12 protein-coding genes and 1 riboswitch are annotated in these 16,138 nt (G+C 69.1%); of the genes, 7 read left to right on the forward strand and 5 right to left on the reverse strand.

The genetic code is table 11. The annotated features are described in order from the left end of the window. Positions 1 to 34 precede the first annotated feature (34 nt). The 4 genes from ACX1DX_RS01305 to ACX1DX_RS01320 form a co-directional block, all read right to left on the reverse strand. Positions 35 to 433: a glycosyltransferase gene (locus tag ACX1DX_RS01305; RefSeq protein ID WP_459397405.1), complete on the reverse strand. Its 399-nt coding sequence runs from the start codon at positions 431 to 433 to the stop codon at positions 35 to 37. Further along, positions 430 to 1,392: a glycosyltransferase family protein gene (locus ACX1DX_RS01310; protein WP_459397406.1), complete on the reverse strand. Its 963-nt coding sequence runs from the start codon at positions 1,390 to 1,392 to the stop codon at positions 430 to 432. Before ACX1DX_RS01310 ends, ACX1DX_RS01305 begins: the two co-directional genes overlap by 4 nt. 151 nt (positions 1,393 to 1,543) lie before the next feature. Then, positions 1,544 to 2,731 (reverse strand): MFS transporter, encoded by a 1,188-nt coding sequence (locus tag ACX1DX_RS01315; protein ID WP_459397407.1) that lies wholly within the window; start codon positions 2,729 to 2,731, stop codon positions 1,544 to 1,546. Beyond that, the gene (locus ACX1DX_RS01320; RefSeq protein ID WP_459397408.1) at positions 2,728 to 3,936 is read right to left on the reverse strand and encodes an AGE family epimerase/isomerase; all 1,209 of its coding nucleotides are present in this window, start codon (positions 3,934 to 3,936) and stop codon (positions 2,728 to 2,730) included. The genes ACX1DX_RS01315 and ACX1DX_RS01320 overlap by 4 nt, the downstream gene beginning before the upstream one ends. 19 nt (positions 3,937 to 3,955) lie before the next feature. Between ACX1DX_RS01320 and ACX1DX_RS01325 the strand changes: the two genes are divergently transcribed. From ACX1DX_RS01325 to rpmB, 5 genes are all read left to right on the forward strand, one after another. Then, positions 3,956 to 4,660: a TIGR03936 family radical SAM-associated protein gene (locus tag ACX1DX_RS01325; protein ID WP_459397409.1), complete on the forward strand. Its 705-nt coding sequence runs from the start codon at positions 3,956 to 3,958 to the stop codon at positions 4,658 to 4,660. A 203-nt stretch (positions 4,661 to 4,863) separates the two neighbouring features. Continuing rightward, a complete protein-coding gene (locus ACX1DX_RS01330; RefSeq protein WP_459397410.1) occupies positions 4,864 to 7,842 on the forward strand; it encodes an Rne/Rng family ribonuclease in 2,979 nt (992 codons plus the stop codon). A gap of 88 nt (positions 7,843 to 7,930) precedes the next feature. Next, positions 7,931 to 8,121: riboswitch (cobalamin riboswitch) on the forward strand. Between the two features lie 95 nt (positions 8,122 to 8,216). Continuing rightward, entirely contained in the window at positions 8,217 to 10,730 is a 2,514-nt protein-coding gene (locus tag ACX1DX_RS01335; RefSeq protein ID WP_459397411.1) for a ribonucleoside-diphosphate reductase subunit alpha, read from the forward strand. Positions 10,731 to 10,758: 28 nt separating this feature from the next. Further along, positions 10,759 to 11,751, forward strand: a complete 993-nt coding sequence (locus ACX1DX_RS01340) for a ribonucleotide-diphosphate reductase subunit beta (RefSeq protein WP_076062381.1) — start codon at positions 10,759 to 10,761, stop codon at positions 11,749 to 11,751. Between the two features lie 95 nt (positions 11,752 to 11,846). Then, positions 11,847 to 12,032 (forward strand): 50S ribosomal protein L28, encoded by a 186-nt coding sequence (gene rpmB / locus ACX1DX_RS01345; RefSeq protein WP_076062379.1) that lies wholly within the window; start codon positions 11,847 to 11,849, stop codon positions 12,030 to 12,032. 49 nt (positions 12,033 to 12,081) lie between these two features. Here rpmB and ACX1DX_RS01350 read toward each other — a convergent pair whose 3' ends face one another. Beyond that, positions 12,082 to 13,281, reverse strand: coding sequence for an MFS transporter (locus tag ACX1DX_RS01350; protein ID WP_198928284.1), 1,200 nt, complete (start codon positions 13,279 to 13,281; stop codon positions 12,082 to 12,084). Between the two features lie 38 nt (positions 13,282 to 13,319). Between ACX1DX_RS01350 and ACX1DX_RS01355 the strand changes: the two genes are divergently transcribed. Further along, positions 13,320 to 15,536 carry an ATP-dependent DNA helicase RecG gene (locus ACX1DX_RS01355; RefSeq protein WP_076062377.1) on the forward strand — a complete coding sequence of 739 codons (2,217 nt, stop codon included), beginning with the start codon at positions 13,320 to 13,322 and terminating at the stop codon, positions 15,534 to 15,536. Next, positions 15,533 to 16,108, forward strand: a complete 576-nt coding sequence (gene rsmD / locus ACX1DX_RS01360; protein ID WP_076062374.1) for a 16S rRNA (guanine(966)-N(2))-methyltransferase RsmD — start codon at positions 15,533 to 15,535, stop codon at positions 16,106 to 16,108. Before ACX1DX_RS01355 ends, rsmD begins: the two co-directional genes overlap by 4 nt. Positions 16,109 to 16,138: the final 30 nt, after the last annotated feature.

Consider the following 16,138-nt stretch of genomic DNA (forward strand, 5'->3'; position numbering starts at 1 on the left):
GTCCTGGCCCGTGGCGTGAGGCGCAGGGCCGGTTCTAGCCAGGGATGCGGTGGGGTGTGCAGTGTCGTGATGAGAGGCTGGGGATCGAATCGGACAACACGATCGGCAGGTAGTGCAGCGAGTTGTTGTGCACGACGTCGATGTCGGGGCGACCCGCGAGCGTGCGCAGCGCGTGGGCGTAGGCGATGGTGGCGGTGACCTGCGACTCCGGTGGCATCGCGATGTCGCCGCGCGCGTCGTCGCTGAGGGCGAACCGGGCGACGGGGAGTTCCTCGCAGTCCAGCGTCAGGTCGCTGCCCGGTCCCGCGAACAGCACGACCTCGAGGCCACGGTCCCGAAGCCCCTTCGCCAGGTTCCAGGTGAACGATTCCAGGCCGCCTGCGAACGGGGCCGAGATGGGGAACCGGTCGTTGGCGAGGATCGCGACCTTCACGTTCGCACGCGGGCCATCGCCCGCCGGTAGATGTCTGCATGGCAGCCCGCCAGGAACTGTCGCTCAGCGTGGCGCTCGTCCGGATCGGCCCGCCAGGGTGCGGCATCCGGCAGCGCGTCGAGCGCCGCGGCGATGTCGGCGACGCTGGGGCCGTCGTCGCCCACGCGGTAACCGAAGATGCCGGGATGCTGGTCGTGGTAGTGGCCCAGGATCGGCGCCATGACGTGGGTGCCGACGTCGTAGCAGGCCTCCAACCACCCGGAATGGGTGCCGAACCGGTAGGGGAGCACCGACAGGTCCAGGCTGAGGAAGTAGGCCCAGAGTTCGTCGTCGGAGTAGTAGTCGTGCACGTGGACCGTGACGCCGTCCTTCCCCATCAGCCCCTTCAGGTAGGCGGCCACCTCGGCGTCGTGGTGGTACTCGCCGGGGGTCATGACGTCGGTGTGGACGTCGATCACCAGCTCCATCCTGCGGGCAGGGACCTCCCGCTCCAGGATGGCGAGGATGGGCAGCGGGTCGATGGAGGCGCGCAGGCTCTTGAGATGGACCCCGACGCGGGGCCGGGCGTGCTGCTGCCTGGGGCGGTGCAGGGTGTCCGGGTCCACGACGTGGGGATGCGGCAGCACCGTCGCCTCGCGGTCCCACCGCCGGCGGATCTCCTGGGCCGCCCCCGCGGTGAGCGTGATCAGCTCCGCTGCGGCCGGGATCAGCACATCGAGCGCCTCGTCGTGCGCCAACCGGTCGAGGTGGTGCGGGTTGCGCAGGTCGTGGACCGTGTAGACCAGCGGCTTGTCGTTGCGGTCGAGCGCCTCGAGGACGTCGGTCAGGTCCCGTGTGGAGAGGGCGTCGAAGCCGAAGTGGATGTGGAACACATCGAAGCTCTCAGCATTCTGGTCGATCCACTGGGGCGAGAGCAGGGCCGAGGGCCACGCCTTCCCGCCCGGATCTGGGAACCGCACGACGTCGTGGCCGTTGCAGGGGTCAGCCAGATGCCTGACGTATACGTGCCCCTCAGGAACAGATGCGACTCTGATCAAATCGATCCCCCTTCGTCCACGCCGTGCCCCTATTGGAACGCTTGCCGTACCTGGCGCGCCACCCCCTTGGGGGTTAGTGCGGACGGGGGAGCTGGTCCTCGATGATCCGGGGCTGGCAGGCGTACAGACCGGCGATGGTCATCGGGACGGCCAACCCCAACTGCAGCATGATGGGAGGGGTCCAGGAGTCGAACAACGTGTAGAGGATGCCGAAGCTGAGCGGGCCGAGGGTGGCGATGGTGTAGCCCACTGACTGGGCGAAGCCGCTGAGCGCCGCCGTGGCCGCGGGGGAATGTGCCCGGGTGCCGAACAGCGCCAGGACGAGCGGGAACGACGCAGTGCCCAGGGCCATGGCGACGGACCAGAGGACGGGCGCGGCGAGCGGCGCGTTCAGCAGCCCGAGGTAGCCGGTGATGAGGAAGGCCATCAGGCACAGGAAGAGGGCGCTGGGGTTGCGCGTGCGGGCGACGTAGGCCGGGATGAGGAAGGCCGGGACGATTCCGACGCCGGTGGCGATGCCGAGCATGTAGCCCGCCGTCGTCTGGTCCATGCCCGCCGTGCGGAAGATGGTGGGCAGCCAGCCGAACACCGAGTAGGCCTGCGCCGATTGGACGCCGAACATGATGGCGAGCGCCCAGCCCAGCCTGGTACGCGAAATGGCCGCGAGCGTGATGTCGGGCTCGCCGCCCTTCTTCGGCCGCCCGGCGCCGATCGCGAGCGGCAGCCAGCACAGCAGGGAGGCGAAGGCGATGACCACACCGGCCGCGAGGGAGGCGCGCCAGCCCCCGAAGGCATGGGCCATGGGCACGGTGGCGGTGCTGGCCAGCGTCACGCCGATAGTCAGGGCGAGGGAGTACAGGGCCGTGGCCGTCCCCACCTGGTGGGGGTAGTGTCGGCGCACCAGCGAGGGCAGCAACACGTTCGCCTGCGCCATGCCCGCCAGCGCCAAGGTGGAGAACGCCAGGAATGCGGCTGAGTCATCGACCAGCAGCCGGCCCGCCTGCCCCAAGATCAGGGCGATGAGCGCGACCAGGATCGAGCGGTGCGCCCCGATGCGGCGGGCGATCCAGGGGGCCATGGCGCCGAAGATCGCGAAGCAGAGGGTGGGAAGCGACGTGAGCAGGCCGGCGGTGAAGCCGTCGAGGCCGATGTCGCGGCTGATCTCGGTCAGGACCGGTCCGACCGAGACCGCGACGGGGCGCAGATTGAACGCCAGGGCCAGCAGCGCGATCAGCGGCCACCAGCGGCGGAGCGCGCTCAAACGAGCTGCCGTTGGGCCAACGCCATGGCCATCTGCGGTGCGAGGGGGAGGCGGGGGATCAGCGTCGCCTGGAGGGCGTGGTAGATGTCCGGTTTGCCGGGCCACACCGACGTGGCGACGCGGAGCCCGCCGTCGAGCTGATGGTGCCACGAGCCGTGCTCGGGGTCGAGGAAGTGTTCCGCCACATGGTCCCACCAGCGTGAGTAGTCCGCGGCGTAGCGCTTGTCGCCGGTGCGGTGGAACAGGGCGGCCGCCGCACCGATGGCTTCGGCAGCGACCCAGTGCAGCCGGTCCGTCGTGACGGGGGTGCCGTCCCAGCCGGTGGTGTAGACGAAGCCCTCGGCCCCGTCGCGGCCCCAGCCGTCCGTGACCGCCCGGTTGTAGAGGTGCTGGGCAGCGTCGAGCCAGGTGCCGTCGGTGTTGTTCGTGGCCGCCTCGAGGTGGAGGAACAGGCGGGCCCATTCGAGCCCGTGGCCGATGGTGGCGCCGTAGGGCCGGAACCGGTCCTCGGGCTGCGCCTCGTTGTACTCCAGCTGCGGCTGCCAGGTGTCGTCGTAGTGCTCCGGCAGACGCCAGTCGTGGACGGCGGCCTGGTGGCGGGCGAACGAGGCGATCCGCTCGGCCCGTTCCAGCCAACGCTGGTCCCAGGTGGCGTCGGCGGCGGCGAGCATGGCCTCCACGGTGTGCATGTTCGCGTTGATCCCGCGGTAGGGATCCACCGATGACCAGTCCGGCTCGGCGGCATCTGCCACCATGCCGTGCGCCTCGTCCCAGAAGCGTTCGTCGAGGACGGCCAGGGCGTCGTCGAGCAGTTCGCGCCCCCCGGGCAGTCCGGCGACGGTGGCGGAGGAGCCGGCCAGCACCACGAACGCGTGGTCGTAGGCCTGCTTGCCGCCGTCCCTGGCGGAGGTATGGAACCATCCGCCGTGCCGCTCATCATGGAGGGCGCCGGTGAGCCCGCTCATCGCGCGGATGGCGAGGGGCCGCGAACCGGGGACCCCCATCAGGTGGCCGAGCGAGTACACGTGCACCATGCGGCAGGTCACCCAGGTCTCGATGGGTCTGGTCGGGTCCGGGACGCCCCGGGCGTCCAGGTAGGCCGCGCCCTGTCCGGCGACCGGCGCGGCGGACCCGAACGCCAGGAGCCGCTCGGTTTCCTGCTGCAGCCAGGCACGATGAGTGGGGGCGGTCAGCCAGTCAGTCATGGCGCATACACTACGCCCCATGAGTACTCGCCAACCGCCTGTACAGCAGCCGCCACCGGAGCAGAAACTGCGCCTGCGTTACGCCAAGCGCGGCCCCGCGCGTTTCACGTCCCACCGCGACTTCGGGCGCGCCCTGGAGCGGGCCATCCGCAGGGCGGAGCTCCCCATGGCGTACTCATCCGGTTTCAACCCGCACCCGCGCATCTCCTACGCCAGCCCGTCGCCCACCTCCGCGTCGTCGGAGGCGGAGTACGTGGAACTCGGGCTCAGCGAGGCCTGTGATCCGGCGAAGGTGGTCGGGGCGCTCAACGAGGTACTGCCCCAAGGCTTCGAGATGCTCGACGCCGCGGTGGCGGTCAAGGAGTCTCTGGGGGACCTCCTGCAAGCCTCGGACTGGGAGATCCGGCTCAACTGCGACCCAAGTGTGCTGAGCGCCGCCGTGGCGGAGCTGCTCAGCCGCGAGCACCTCACCGTCGAGCGCATGACCAAACGCGGCATGCGCGCGTTCGACGTGCGGGAGGCCATCATCTCGCTCGAGGTCGTCGACGATGGAGTGTTGCGCCTGCGCTCCCACATCGGCACTCCGCTGGTGCGGCCCGACGACGTGGTGGCCGCGCTGCGCACCATCGACGAGACGATCCCCAGCGAGATGTTGCTCAATCGGCTCAGCCAGGGGCCACTCAACGAAGGCGACATCGGGGACCCCCTGCGTCCGCACAACTGACGACACGCACCACCCGGTGCGACGGTTTTTCATGATGTGTGGAACAATGAGCGAAGGTCATGGCGCCGCCCGGTGCCACCCTGAGGCAGTGAGACTGCACCGCGGCACAATTCTTCCGCGACTGCTCGCCGGCCTCAGAGGATCAGAGTCTTACGGCACAGCCCGCTGTGCCCGGTCCGCGCCAAGTGCGCGTAAGGAGCCGCATGCTCACATCAGAGAACAATGATCAAGTGACGCCGGAAAGCGCCGCCCCCGCCCCCACGCAGCGCCGCCGTCGCGCTGCCTCCCGCCCCGCTGGTGCCCCGAAGGTCGCCCCGGAAGCGCAGGTCGAGGCCCCGGCCGCCGCCCCCCAGAGCACCACCCCCCAGGCCACTCCTGAGGCCGCCCCCGCCGCTTCCCAGCCGGTCGCACCCGAGGCCGCCCCTGAGGCCGCGAGCGAAGCGCCCGCCGAGGACCTGGCGCCCAAGCGTCGCCGCGCCTCGACGAAGCCCACCACCCGCACCACCACCACCCGTCGCCGCAAGGTCGACGTGGAGCCGAAGGCCGAGGGCAGTGAGCCGGCGGAGTCGCCTCAGGCCGAGGCCGCCCAGCCCGAGGTCGTCCAGCCCGACGCCCCCGTCGCCGAGAAGCGGCCCGCCCGTCGCCGCGCCACGCGCAGCACCGCGGCCGCCGCCCCCTCGGAGGCCCCGAGCTCGCCCGCCGAGACCGCCACCGAAGCCGTCGAGTCCGCACCCGAAGCCCAGCCCGTACAGGCCGAGGCCCCGGCGCCCGTCGAGGCGCCTGCCGAGTCCGCCCAGCCCGCCCGTCGTCGGCGCGCCACCCGCAAGGCCGCGGCCCCCGAGGCTGCACCCACCGCGGAGGCCACCGTCGCACCCGAGGCTGACGCCGAGCCCGAGCCCGAGCCGCAGCGCGAGCCCGCCGCCCTGGGCCGCGGCCGCCAGTCACGCGCCCTCGGCCGCCGCGCTGAGGCGCGCGCCATCGAGAGCACCCCGACCCCCGAGGTCGCCGAAGAAGCTGAGGCGCCCCAGGAGGAAGCTGCTGCTCCCCGCGAGGAGACCCCCCGCGAAGAGGCTGCGCCCAGGGGGCGCCGTCGTCGGGTGAGCCGCCCGGCCGCAGCGCCTGAGCGTCGCGGCACCGCCGCAGATCCCGACGAAGACCCCATCGCCGCCGCGCTCCGTGCGGCCGAGGAGATCGCAGAGGCCCGCAAGGCTGTGCTGAGCGACCCCTTCATGACCGCCGCCGCCCGCGACGCGCAGCTGGCCGCCCTGGCCGGCGCGATCGCGGCGGATTCGGCACTGGCCGAAACCGCGGACGACGAGGCTGAGGACGAGGACGAGGACGAGGACGACGAGGAAACCGTCGACACCGAAGCCGATACCGACACCGACGAGTCCGAGACCCAGGACGACGAAACCTCCGACGACGATTCCGACGAGGAATCCGATGAGGACTCGGTAGACGACGACCGTCCCACGCGTCGCCGCCGTCGCCGTGGTGGCCGTCGCCGCCGTCGTGGTGGTCGGGCGGATTCGGAGGGCGACGACGACTCGTCCGACGAATCCGACGACGATGACACCGACGCCGCTGATTCGGACGAGCACGCCGACAGCCCCGAGTCGGCCGACGATGCGGATGGCGAAGGCGTCACAGTGCGCCGTCGTCGTCGTCGTCGCCGTCGCAACGGAGAGTCCTCGGGTGAAACCGGTCACGAGGACGAGGTCACGGGCATCGAAGGCTCGACCCGCATGGAGGCCAAGCGGCAGCGCCGCAAGGAGTCCCGCGCCGCAGGCCGTCGCCGCGCACCCATCCTCAGCGAGGCCGAGTTCCTGGCCCGCCGCGAACAGGTGGACCGCAAGCTCGTGATCCGCCAGTCGGAGGACTACACGCAGCTGGCCGTCGTCGAGGACGGCATCCTCGTGGAGCACTACGTGGACAAGGCCTCGGCCGCGTCGCTCATCGGCAACGTCTACGTCGGCAAGGTCCAGAACGTCCTGCCCAGCATGGAGGCCGCGTTCATCGACATCGGCCGTGGCCGCAACGCCGTGCTCTACGCCGGCGAGGTGGACTGGGACGCCTTCCAGGTCAGCGGCGAGAACCGCAAGGTCGAGAACGTCCTGAAGTCCGGCCAGTCCGTTCTGGTGCAGGTCACCAAGGACCCGGTCGGAGCGAAGGGTGCGCGCCTCACCGGCCACATCTCCCTGCCGGGCCGCTACATCGTGTACTCACCGGGTGGCCACCTCTCCGGCATCTCGCGCAAGCTGCCGGACACCGAGCGCAACCGCCTGCGCGGCATCCTCAGCTCGCTGATCTCGGACAACGAGTCGGTCATCGTGCGCACCGCCGCCGAGGGCATTCCGGAGGACGAGCTCGTCCGCGACGTGAACCGCCTGAAGGCGCAGTGGGAGGTCATCGAGAAGGCGTCCAAGAAGGGCAGTGCCCCGCAGGCGCTGTACTCGGAGCCGGACCTGACCCTGCGGATCGTGCGTGACCTCTTCACCGAAGACTTCGGCCAGCTCATCGTCCAGGGCGATGGTGGCCCGGAGGACTCCTACGACGCCATCGCGGCCTACGTGTCACACGTGGCCCCGCACCTGGCTGAGCGCCTCGAGCGCTTCGAGGTGGGGGATGACGGCAAGGACATCTTCGCGAAGTTCAAGATCGACGAGCAGATCGCCAAGGCGCTCGATCGCAAGGTGTTCCTCCCATCCGGTGGTTCGCTCGTCATCGACCGCACCGAGGCCATGACTGTCATCGACGTGAACACCGGCCGCTTCACCGGCGCCGGGGGCAACCTCGAGGCCACGGTCACCAGCAACAACCTGGAGGCTGCGGAAGAGATCGTGCGCCAACTCCGGCTGCGTGACCTGGGCGGCATGATCGTCATCGACTTCATCGACATGGTGTTGCCCAGCAACCGCGACCTCCTGCTGCGCAGGCTCGTCGAGTGCCTGAGCCGTGACCGGACGCGGCACCAGGTCTCGGAGGTCACCAGCCTGGGTCTGGTGCAGCTCACGCGCAAGCGCATCGGCACCGGCCTGCAGGAAGCCTTCACCGAGCCGTGCGAGCATTGCGACGGCGCCGGGTACCACCGCTTCGAAGAGCCGGTGGATTCGCAGGCGCCGTCCGACGGTGGCGAGCGCAAGGGTGGCAGCGGGCGCCGACGCGGTGGCCGCGGCCGCTGATCAGGCCATGAGGGGGCGGGTGACGATGTGTCACCCGCCCCTTTCGCATTCCCAATATATGGTGTTTACATCCGTGTGATTCACCAGATATGGTTGCGGCAACGCAAGGTTCCGCCAACCGCAGGGTTGTCGGCTAAGAGGGAATCCGGTGCAAATCCGGAACTGTCCCGCAGCGGTAAGTGAGAACGACCGCCGTCATCAGCACTGGGTGATCCCCGGGAAGCGACGGCCAGTAGGTGGCTCAGGAGTCCGAAGACCTGCCTGCGTGGCCCCGCATCCGCGGGGTCCGGTTCGAGAGCCGCGTGGAAACGGCCCGTACGCAGGATCGTGTTTCGCGCATTCTCGAACTCCCCATCGAGTGCGAGGAAACACCCATGTCCATCCGTGTGCGCAAACGTGACGGCTCCCTGGTCCCCTACGACGGCGCCGAAGTCGCCGCCTCCATCTCCGACGCCGCCCGGGGCCTCGACGACGACCTCACGCGGGCCGTCCAGCTCCGCTCCGAGGTGGAGATCACCCTCTTCGACCAGATCACCACCGAAGAACTCGACGAGGCCGTCATCCAGGTGGCGCTGGCCAACGTCAAGGACGACCCGGCCTTCGACACCATCGCCGCCAGATTGCTGGTCAAGCACATCTACAAGCTGGTCTTCGGTGACACCCACGACCTGTTCGGCGACGGCGGCCCGGAGACCATCCGCCAACTCCACGTGGCCCACTTCGCCCCGACGATCGCCAAGGCTGTCGGGAGCGGGCTGCTCGATGCCCGGCTCGCCGAGCTGTTCGATCTGGAGGCGCTGGCTCTCGCCCTGCGCCCCGAGCGCGACGACCTCCTGCGCCACATCGGGGTGACCACCATGCGCAACCGCTACCTGCTGGCCGGTGAGCACCGTCGCCCGCTCGAGGTGCCGCAGTTCTTCTGGATGCGCGTGGCGATGGGGCTCAGCCTGAACGAGGCCGACCCCACTGCGGTGGCGCTGGAGCTGTACGAGGCGATGAGCAGGCTGCGCTACCTCGCGGCCGGCTCCACCCTGGCCAATGCCGGCACCAGCTACGCACAGCTGTCCAACTGTTTCGTGATGCAGATGGAGGACGAGATCGAGCACATCGGCAAGTCCGTGCGCGACGTGATGTGGCTGACGAAGGGCACCGGCGGCATCGGGTTGTCGGTGTCGAAGCTGCGCTGCGAGGGGTCCCCGATCCGGTCCAACCAGACGACCTCCACCGGCCCCATCCCGTTCATGCACACCATCGACTCGACGCTGCGGGCGGTGTCGCGCGGCGGGAAGAAGTTCGGTGCGCTGTGCTTCTACATGGAGAACTGGCACCTCGACTTTCCCCAGTTCCTCGACCTGAAGCAGAACTCGGGGGACCCGTACCGCCGCGTCCGCACCGCCAACACCGCCGTGTGGATCAGTGACGAGTTCATGAAGCGGGTGGCCGACGACGCCGACTGGTACCTGTTCGACCCGCTGGACACGCCGGACCTCGTCGAGCTCTACGGTGCCGCGTTCTCCGCCCGCTACGGCCAGTACGTCGCGATGGCTGAGGCGGGCGAGCTGCGCCGTTTCCGGAAGATCGGGGCGCGGGAGCAGTACCGCCAGATCCTGGTGACCCTGCAGACGACCTCGCACCCGTGGCTCACGTGGAAGGACACCATCAACACCCGCGCGCTGAACAACAACACCGGCACCATCCACCTGTCCAACCTCTGCACCGAAATCTGCCTGCCGCAGGACGTCGACAACATCGCGGTGTGCAACCTGGCGTCGGTGAACCTCGCCCGGCACCTCGTCGGGCTCGGGTTCGACTGGGACAGGCTGGCTGCCACCGTGCGCACGGCGGTGCGACAACTGGACAACCTGGTCGATATCACCATCTCGTCGGTGGGCGAGGCAGAGCGCGCCAACCGCGACAACCGTGCCGTCGGTCTGGGCGTGATGGGCTTCACCGATGTGCTCGAGAAGCTGGGCCACGCCTACGACTCGGAGGCCGCCTATGAGCTCATCGACGAGGTGATGGAGTTCATCAGCTGGCATGCGATCGACGCCTCCTGTGACCTGTCCCGCGAGCGCGGCCCCTACCGCAATTTCGTGGGCTCCCGCTGGTCCCAGGGGTGGGTACCCATCGACTCGCTCGACGCCCTCGAGGAGGACCGGGGCGTGCGCGTCACCGTGGACCGGACGCAACGCATGGACTGGCACGCGCTGCGGGCCAAGGTCCGCGGGGGCATCCGCAACGCCACGTTGCTGGCGATCGCGCCCACCGCCTCCATCGGGCTGGTCGCCGGTACCACTCCCGGCATCGATCCCCAGTTCTCGCAGTTGTTCAGCCGGGCCACGTCGTCCGGCAAGTTCCTGGAGGTCAACCGCAACCTCGTGGACGACCTCAAGGCCCTGGGCCTGTGGGAGGAGGTGCGCGACGACCTCCTACGCAGTCAGGGCGACCTCAGCGTGCTGCCCACGGTGCCGGCCCACCTGAAGGCCACCTACCGGACGAGCTTCCAGGTGGACCCCGCAGCCTACGTGCAGGTGGCGGCCCGCGCGCAGAAGTGGATCGACCAGGCCATCAGCCGCAACATCTACCTCGCGGACCGCGACGTGGCGACCATGGAGGACCTCTACCAACTCGCCTGGCGGATGGGTGTGAAGACCACCTACTACCTGCACATGATGCCGCGCCACACCGCGGAGCAGAGCACGGTCAGGATCAACAAGGCGGCTGAACTGACCGGCGCCGGGGGAGCGCCGCGACGGGGCTTCGGTGCCGCCCGCCCGGTGGCTGCGGCGGTGGCGGTGGCCCGGCCCGCCGTCGAGATCGACATCGTCGACGGGGCCGCCTGCCCCGTCGACCCCCAGGAGCGCCTCCAGTGCGATTCCTGCCAGTGACGACCCCACTCCCACGAAGGACACACCCATGAGCATCCTCGGCGCCGGCATCCAGGACGGGCTCCTGTTGAAACCCGTCACCTATCCCTGGGCCTACGACCTGTACAACCAGGCCGTGGCCAACACCTGGTTCCCCAACGAGATCCAGTTGGGGGAGGACCTGGCCGACTTCCACCGCATGAGCGACGACGAGCGCCATGCCCTGACCCATCTGATGAGCTACTTCAACCCCAACGAACTCCTGGTGAACAAGGCGCTCGCGTTCGGCGTCTACCCCTACGTCAACGCGGCCGAGGCGCATCTCTACCTGGCCAAGCAGATGTGGGAGGAGGCCAACCACTGCATGGCGTTCGAATACGTCCTGGAGACGTTCCCCGTCGACAGGGAGGCGGCCTACGAGTCGCATGTGAGCGTGCCGTCGATGGCCGCCAAGGAGGAGTTCGAGGTGCGCTACATCCGGCGCATGACGCAGGACACCCTCGACATCTCGACGGTGGCCGGCAAGCAGGATTTCGTCCGCAACCTGGTGGCCTACAACGTGATCCTCGAGGGCATCTGGTTCTATTCCGGGTTCATGGTGGCCCTGTCGTTCAGGCAGCGCAACCTGCTGCGCAACTTCGGCTCGCTGATCGACTGGATCGTGCGCGACGAGTCGCTCCACCTCAAGTTCGGCATCAATCTGATCCTGACCGTGCTCGAGGAGAACCCGGAGATCGCGACGGAGGAGTTCGCGGCCGAGATCCGGGAGATGATCCTGTCGGCAGTGGACCTGGAGGTCGCCTACAACCGAGACCTGCTCCCGCGCGGCATCCTGGGGCTGAACGCCGAACTGGTCAACGACTACGTGCGCTACCTCACGGATCGACGGTTGGAGGAGCTCGGCTTCGCGCCCGAGTATCATGTGCCCAACCCCGCAAAGTGGATGGCCACGGCCAACGACACCCTGCAGTTGGTGAACTTCTTCGAAGCCACCAACACGTCCTACGAGGTCAATGCGATGGCCACCGGACGGCAGAGCTGAACCGCTCCCCGGTTTGGCGAATCTGTCCGCAACGGGTTAGCATTGTGCGGTTGCCTTTTTGAAGGTACCCCTAACGAACCAACAAGGAGATTCCAGTGGCTGCCAAGTGTGAAGTTTGCGCCAAGGGACCCGGCTTCGGTCACAACAAGCCCTGGTCGAAGAAGAAGACCAACCGTCGCTGGAACCCGAACATTCAGCGCGTCCGCGCCACCGTCAATGGTGCCGCTATGCGCGTCAACGTCTGCACCTCCTGCCTGAAGGCCGGCAAGGTCGCGCGCTGAGCTGAGACAATCTGACAACCGGCGGTCCGCTGAGCGGGCCGCCGGTTCTCTATTGCCTCCGCCTGCCGGGCAGCCCGATGACGCGTGCCCACGCGGCCATCCACGCGGCGCCGGCCCCGGCTACCGCGGCGACGCTGAACATCGCCACCGGCAGGGACGCCGCTGCGAGCAGCCCCGAGATCAAGAGCGGCCCACCCAGCGCCCCGCCCTGGCTGAACATCGCCCAGATGCTCAGGAACTTCGCGCGCCCCCTCGCCGGTGAGAGGTCCGCGCCGATCGTCATGTTGATGCCCGCGCCCAGTCCGTTGCCGACGCTCATGACGACCACCGCCGCGATGAAGCCGAACGACGTGGGCCACAGCGCCGCAAGCGCGAAGCCGGAACCGTAGACGACCAGGCACACCACCAGGGTGAAGGCCCTGCCCATCGCGTCCTTGACGTAGCCGCCGGGCATCATCAACAGCAGTTCGATGCCGGAGCCCATCGCGACGAGGAACGAGATCTGCGCCTCGTTCCAGCCGAGGTGGACGCCCCACAGGGCGATGAGGATGGGCTGCGCGATGCGGGCCACAGTCAGGGTGGTCATCGCGATGCCGGCCAGGTTCACTGCCGCCCACCGCACGCCGACGGTGGCCTCGTCCTGCTGGTGCGCCGCCTTGTTGCGCTGGACCTGGGCATCGAAGTCGCGGTTGAGCCTCTTGATGTACAGCATGCCCGTGGCCACCACCGCCATGACGGCGCCCAGGACGAAGACCGACCACAGGGGGAGCCACAGCAGCAGGAGGGCTCCGCACAGCGGGCCCACGAGGTTGCCGGCCCTCATGGTGCCGCCCAGTGCCGTCATGGCGAGGCCACGCTGGGCCTCCGGGACCGTCTCCGCCAGCACCGCCTGGCGCGCCAGGTTCCACGCGACCGCGGCGGGCGTCTGCAATACGAGCGCGCCCACGAACAGCGCCAGGGAGAACGACGACGGGTAGGCCAGCGCCACCACGCTGAGGCCGAAGAGGACCGCCGAGGAGATCGTGGCCAGCGTCATGGCCCTCTTGTCGCCCACCTTGTCGATGACGGCCCCCACCGGCACGGTGACGATGAGCGCGACCGCGCCGAACAGTGCCATGGTGGCGCTGGCGAACGACTCCGAAGCGCCGAGCTGGAGCAGGGCCAACACCATGACGGGCAGCATGGCCCCCGCGCCGACCGCGAACAGGAAGGACGGCATGAGGACCGGCCAGAAGATCAGGCGGTACATGATGGCCGATCGTACTGTCCGCGGCGCTCGGTAGGGTTATGCGCATGTGGCGCACCACCCTCTACCGCGAACTGAACCGACGTCTCGGAGACGTGGTCGGTGGGCCCACGGCCAAGGAATTCGCCAAGCTGGGCATCCACACTGTCGACGACCTGCTGCGGCACGTGCCGCGCCGGTACCTGGCCGGCTCAGAGATGTCGGATTTCTCCGGCCTGCGCGTCGGCGAGGACGCGGCTCTGGTGGCCCAGGTGAAGGGGGCCGCCAAGGCCGAATCCAACGGCCAGTTCCGCGTCAACGCGGTCATCACCGACGGGCAGACGGATGTGGACGTCACGTTCTTCGCCCCGAGGGTGAAGAACAACTCGTCCTACGGGCGCGCCAGCAACATGGCGGACTGGTGGGTGAAGGAATTGCTCTCGGGGGACAGACGCGGCATCTTCATCGGCAGGGTCGGCGTCTTCCGTGACCAACTGCAGCTGACGCACCCGGAGTTCGTGATGCTGGACGGTGCCGCTGTGCGCAATCCCAAGACCGAGAAGCAGCAGAACCGCGCCGCCATGAGCCGTGCGGTGCAGCGCTCCACGCTGGTGGGCCTCTACCCGGCGCACGGCAAGCTGCCCACGTGGGTGATCGCGGAAGCCATCCAGATGGCACTGCCCGCCGTCGCCGGCGACACGCTGCCCCCGTGGGTGGTGCAGGAGGCCGGTGTGCTGCCGTTCCAGGAGGCTCTCACCGCCGTCCACGAGCCCACGGACAGGCAGCAGGCGGAGGTGGGCAAGGCGCGGCTCAAGTTCGACGAGGCCTTCGGCATCCAGTTGGCCATGGCCCACCGTCGCGCCCAGTACGCCGGGGAACTGGCCACACCCCGCCCCCGGCGGGTGGGTGGGCTGCTGGACGCGTTCGACGAGCGGCTGCCGTTCACGCTGACGAAGGGTCAGCTCGCCATCGGCGAGCAGGTCTTCGACGAACTGGCGCGCCCTGCCCCCATGAACCGCCTGCTGCAGGGCGAGGTGGGCTCAGGCAAGACGCTGGTGGCGCTGCGCGCCATGCTCGCGGTGGTGGATTCCGGCGGCCAGGCTGTACTGCTCGCCCCCACGGAGGTGCTCGCCAAGCAGCACTTCCAGACCATCACGCGCTTCATGGGAGACCTGGGCCAGGGCCGCTCCCTGGGTGCCCATCCCGACGCGACGGGCGTGGTGCTGCTCACCGGTTCCCGCTCGACGCAGGCCAAGAGGGAGGCCCTCAACGCCATTGTCACGGGCGAGGCGGGCATCGTCGTCGGCACGCACGCCCTGCTGTCGGATCCCGTCGAGTTCTTCGACCTGGGCCTGGTGGTGGTGGATGAACAGCACCGCTTCGGCGTCGAGCAGCGGGCGGCGCTGTCCGCCAAGGCGGAACACAAGCCGCACACCCTGGTGATGACCGCCACCCCCATCCCGCGTTCCATCGCCATGACGGTCTTCGGTGACCTCGAGACCAGCGAACTGCGCGAACGGCCCGCGGGACGCGCGGAGGTGCAGACAGTCTTCGTCGACACCCACCGCAGCCCCACCTGGGTCACGCGCGCCTGGGAGCGGGTGCGCGAGGAGGTCGGCCAGGGGCGCCAGGCCTTCGTCGTGTGCCCGGCGATCACGGCGAAGGAGGGGGAGGGGCTCACCGCCGTGGAGGAACTCGCTCCGCTGCTGGCCTCCGGGCCGCTCGAAGGCCTCCGGATCGGCGTCGTGCACGGCAAGCAACACGTGCAGGACCGCGATGCGGCGATGGCCGCGTTCGCGGCGGGCGACCTCGACGTGCTGGTGGCCACCACCGTCATCGAGGTGGGGGTGGACGTGCCCAACGCCACCGTCATGGTGATCATGGACGCAGACCGCTACGGCCTCTCCCAGCTGCATCAGCTCCGCGGCCGCATCGGCCGGGGCGGCCACGCGGGCCTGTGCCTACTGCTGGCGGCCATCGGCGACAACCTGGACGCCCACACGCGGCTCACCGCGCTGACCACCACCACAGACGGTTTCGAGCTGGCAGAACTGGATCTGCGGCTGCGCCGCGAGGGTGACGTGCTGGGCGCTGCCCAGTCCGGAGCCGGTTCGCTGAAGTTGTTGCGCGCGTTGGATGATGCGGAGGTCATCATGCGCGCCAGGAAACTGGCCGAGAAGGTCCTGGCGGACCCGCGGTCAGGCACAGACCCGTTGCTGGCAGACCTCATGGCCAAGGCCGAAGAGGTGGCCGCAGCCGAGTGGATGGAGAAGACGTGAGCAGGATCATCGCAGGCCGGGCGAAGGGCCGCCGTCTGGAGACGCCGAAGGGCGACAACACGCGGCCCACCACGGACCGCACCCGGGAGGGCCTGTTCTCCTCGCTGGTCAACTGGTTCGACACCGTGGACCACGACGCCTCGGAGCACCTCAGCGGATGCTCGGTCCTCGACCTGTTCGCGGGCTCGGGCGCCATCGGTCTCGAGGCCGCCAGCCGGGGGGCGCACCCCGTCGTGCTGGTGGAATCGGACAGGGCGACGGCGGGGCTGATCTCGGCCAACGCCCGAGCCATCCGGGTGGAGGCAGACGTGCGCACCGCCAAGGCCCAGACGTTCGTCGACGGCACGGACAGGTCATTCGACGTGGTCATCATGGACCCGCCCTACGGCTTGACCACCGAAGAGGTGGAGAAGCTGCTGGCCAGCCTCGCCCGGGGTGTCGTCGCCGAGCGGGGGCTCGTCGTGGTGGAGCGGTCCAAACGTGATCGGGCGCCCATCTGGCCACCGGCCTTCACGGAGACGTGGGAGAAGCGCTACGGCGAGACGGTGCTCTACTACGGCTCGGTCGACTGAGGCGTGCGGCCGGCCCGCTAGGGTTGCGGA

This window comes from Tessaracoccus zhenghani, assembly GCF_054552775.1.

What these genes read in the sequence shown, in the direction of transcription:
- ACX1DX_RS01320 (WP_459397408.1), bottom strand. Translation starts at nt 3,936, where the DNA reads ATGACTGACTGGCTGACCGCCCCCACTCATCGTGCCTGGCTGCAGCAG.
- ACX1DX_RS01325 (WP_459397409.1), top strand. Translation starts at nt 3,956, where the DNA reads ATGAGTACTCGCCAACCGCCTGTACAGCAGCCGCCACCGGAGCAGAAA.
- ACX1DX_RS01330 (WP_459397410.1), top strand. Translation starts at nt 4,864, where the DNA reads ATGCTCACATCAGAGAACAATGATCAAGTGACGCCGGAAAGCGCCGCC.
- ACX1DX_RS01335 (WP_459397411.1), top strand. Translation starts at nt 8,217, where the DNA reads ATGTCCATCCGTGTGCGCAAACGTGACGGCTCCCTGGTCCCCTACGAC.
- ACX1DX_RS01340 (WP_076062381.1), top strand. Translation starts at nt 10,759, where the DNA reads ATGAGCATCCTCGGCGCCGGCATCCAGGACGGGCTCCTGTTGAAACCC.
- ACX1DX_RS01350 (WP_198928284.1), bottom strand. Translation starts at nt 13,281, where the DNA reads ATGTACCGCCTGATCTTCTGGCCGGTCCTCATGCCGTCCTTCCTGTTC.
- ACX1DX_RS01355 (WP_076062377.1), top strand. Translation starts at nt 13,320, where the DNA reads ATGCGCATGTGGCGCACCACCCTCTACCGCGAACTGAACCGACGTCTC.